The sequence below is a fragment of the Pseudomonas sp. NPDC088890 genome, from assembly GCF_044900155.1.
Lineage (GTDB): Bacteria > Pseudomonadota > Gammaproteobacteria > Pseudomonadales > Pseudomonadaceae > Aquipseudomonas > Aquipseudomonas urmiensis.
This window is the reverse complement of sequence record NZ_JBJDNG010000023.1, coordinates 1-3,148: the sequence shown is the minus strand read 5'-3', so window position 1 is coordinate 3,148 and position 3,148 is coordinate 1. Positions and strand designations below refer to the sequence as shown.

General features: G+C 56.3%; 4 protein-coding genes. All 4 read left to right on the top strand.

Annotated elements, in window-relative coordinates; translation table 11 throughout:
- Nucleotides 1-198 (top strand): 30S ribosomal protein S12 (gene rpsL, locus ACI2JX_RS24790; protein ID WP_404691199.1); only part of this gene is annotated, 198 nt, incomplete at its 5' end.
- A 106-nt stretch (nt 199-304) separates the two neighbouring features.
- Nucleotides 305-775, top strand: coding sequence for a 30S ribosomal protein S7 (rpsG, locus tag ACI2JX_RS24785; RefSeq protein WP_008089143.1), 471 nt, complete (start codon nt 305-307; stop codon nt 773-775).
- Between the two features lie 30 nt (nt 776-805).
- On the top strand, nt 806-2,953 hold the full coding sequence (fusA, locus tag ACI2JX_RS24780) for an elongation factor G (RefSeq protein ID WP_404691198.1): 2,148 nt from the start codon (nt 806-808) through the stop codon (nt 2,951-2,953).
- A 31-nt stretch (nt 2,954-2,984) separates the two neighbouring features.
- On the top strand, nt 2,985-3,148 hold a 164-nt coding region (locus tag ACI2JX_RS24775), incomplete at its 3' end, for a GTP-binding protein (RefSeq protein WP_404691201.1).

Genomic DNA, 3,148 nt, shown 5'->3' with positions numbered 1-3,148 from the left:
AACGGTTTCGAGGTTTCCTCGTACATCGGCGGTGAAGGCCACAACCTGCAAGAGCACAGCGTCGTCCTGATCCGTGGCGGCCGTGTAAAAGACTTGCCAGGTGTTCGTTACCACACCGTTCGCGGCTCTCTGGATACTTCCGGCGTTAAAGGCCGTAACCAGGGTCGTTCGAAGTACGGTACCAAGCGTCCGAAGTAATCGGCCGTTTGCAGACATTCAATTTTTTCAGTCGATAAGAGTAAGGTCGGGCAGGGGTCGAAGACCCACGTCCCGGGCTAACCTGAAGACCGTTTGAGGGCTTATCATGCCAAGACGTCGTGTAGCAGCAAAACGTGAGATCCTGGACGATCCAAAATACGGATCCCAGATCCTCGCCAAGTTCATGAACCACGTGATGGAAAGCGGCAAGAAGGCCGTTGCCGAGCGTATCGTTTACGGTGCGCTGGACAAGGTCAAAGAACGCAAGAACAGCGATCCCCTGGAAATCTTCGAGAAAGCTCTCGACGCCATCGCTCCGCTGGTCGAAGTAAAGTCCCGCCGTGTTGGCGGTGCCACTTACCAGGTCCCGGTCGAAGTTCGCCCATCCCGTCGTAACGCGCTGGCAATGCGCTGGCTTGTAGACTACGCCCGCAAGCGCGGCGAGAAGTCCATGGCCCTGCGTTTGGCTGGTGAGCTGCTGGATGCTGCTGAAGGCAAAGGTGCTGCAGTCAAGAAGCGTGAAGACGTGCACCGTATGGCTGAAGCCAACAAGGCATTCTCGCACTACCGCTTCTAATTCAAGCATCAATCTATTTGCGAGGGCTTTATGGCTCGTACTACAGCAATCAACCGCTACCGTAACATTGGTATTTGCGCGCACGTTGACGCGGGCAAAACTACCACTACCGAGCGGATCCTGTTCTACACAGGTCTGAGCCACAAAATGGGCGAGGTGCATGACGGCGCCGCGACCACCGACTGGATGGTGCAGGAGCAGGAGCGGGGTATCACCATTACCTCCGCTGCCGTTACTACCTTCTGGAAAGGCTCCAAAGGTCAGTATGACAACTACCGCGTAAACGTCATCGATACTCCCGGCCACGTTGACTTCACCATTGAAGTAGAGCGTTCGCTGCGTGTACTCGACGGCGCGGTCGTTGTGTTCTGCGGTACTTCCGGTGTTGAGCCACAGTCCGAAACCGTATGGCGTCAGGCCAACAAGTACGGTGTTCCACGTGTTGTCTACGTGAACAAGATGGACCGTGCCGGTGCCAACTTCCTGCGCGTTATCGGTCAGATCAAGAACCGTCTGGGTCACACCCCGGTCCCGGTTCAGCTGGCCATCGGTTCGGAAGATAACTTCCAGGGTCAGGTCGACCTGATCAAGATGAAGGCTATCTACTGGAACGAAGACGACAAAGGCACCACCTATCGCGAGGAAGAAATTCCTGCCGATATGCTGGAGCTGGCTGAAGAGTGGCGCTCCAACATGGTTGAAGCCGCTGCCGAATCCAGCGAAGAGCTGATGAACAAGTACCTGGAAGGCGAAGAGCTGACCGTCGAAGAGATCAAAGCCGGTCTGCGTGCGCGCACCCTGGCTAGCGAGATCGTTCCGGCCGTCTGCGGTTCGTCGTTCAAGAACAAGGGCGTTCCCCTGGTTCTCGACGCCGTCATCGACTTCCTGCCTGCTCCGACCGAGATCCCGGCGATCAAGGGTATCCACCCTGACCTGATCGATGTGCCGAAGGACGAAGTCAAGCCAGAACAGTACGACGAGCGTCATGCCGACGACAACGAGCCGTTCTCGGCTCTGGCGTTCAAGATTGCCACCGACCCGTTCGTTGGTACTCTGACCTTCGTTCGCGTTTACTCGGGTATGCTGCAGTCCGGCGACTCCGTGATCAACTCGGTCAAGGGCAAGAAAGAGCGCGTTGGTCGTATGGTGCAAATGCACGCCAACCAGCGTGAAGAGATCAAAGAAGTACTGGCAGGCGACATCGCTGCTCTGATCGGCATGAAGGACGTCACCACCGGTGACACCCTGTGCAACGCCGACAAGCCGATCATCCTCGAGCGTATGGACTTCCCGGAGCCTGTGATCTCGGTAGCTGTTGAGCCGAAGACCAAGCAAGACCAGGAAAAGATGGGCATCGCACTGGGCAAGCTCGCTCAGGAAGACCCGTCGTTCCGCGTCAAGACCGACGAAGAAACCGGCCAGACCATCATCTCTGGTATGGGTGAGCTGCACCTGGACATCCTCGTTGACCGCATGAAGCGCGAGTTCAACGTCGAAGCCAACATCGGCAAGCCGCAGGTTTCGTACCGCGAGAAGATCACCAAGTCCAACGTCGAGATCGAAGGCAAGTTCGTTCGTCAGTCGGGCGGTCGTGGTCAGTTCGGTCACTGCTGGATCCGTTTCTCGGAGCCGGACGTGGACGACAAAGGCAACATCACCGAAGGTCTGGTGTTCACCAACGAAGTTGTTGGCGGTGTGATTCCTAAGGAGTACATCCCGGCGATCCAGAAGGGTATCGAAGAGCAGATGAAGAACGGCGTCGTTGCCGGCTATCCGCTGATCGGCCTGAAGGCATCGGTATTCGACGGTTCGTACCACGACGTCGACTCCAACGAGATGGCGTTCAAGATCGCAGCTTCCATGGCGACCAAGCAGCTGGCCCAGAAGGGTGGCGGTGTTGTGCTTGAGCCGATCATGAAGGTTGAAGTTGTAACCCCAGAAGACTACATGGGTGACGTGATGGGTGACCTGAACCGTCGTCGTGGTCTGATCCAGGGTATGGAAGATTCGGTCTCCGGCAAAGTTGTCCGTGCTGAAGTTCCGCTCGGGGAAATGTTCGGTTACGCGACCGACGTTCGTTCCATGTCTCAGGGTCGCGCGAGCTACTCCATGGAATTCTCCAAATACTCCGAAGCTCCGTCGAACATCGTCGAAGCTCTCGTTAAAAAACAAGGCTGATTCAGCCCCTTTAGGCTAGGAGTTCACTGTCGTGGCTAAAGAAAAATTTGATCGTTCCCTCCCGCACGTTAACGTTGGCACCATCGGCCACGTTGACCACGGTAAAACCACTCTGACCGCAGCTCTGACTCGCTTCTGCTCCGAAGTTTTCGGTTCGGCAGTCGTTGAGTTCGACAAGATCGACTCGGCTCCAGA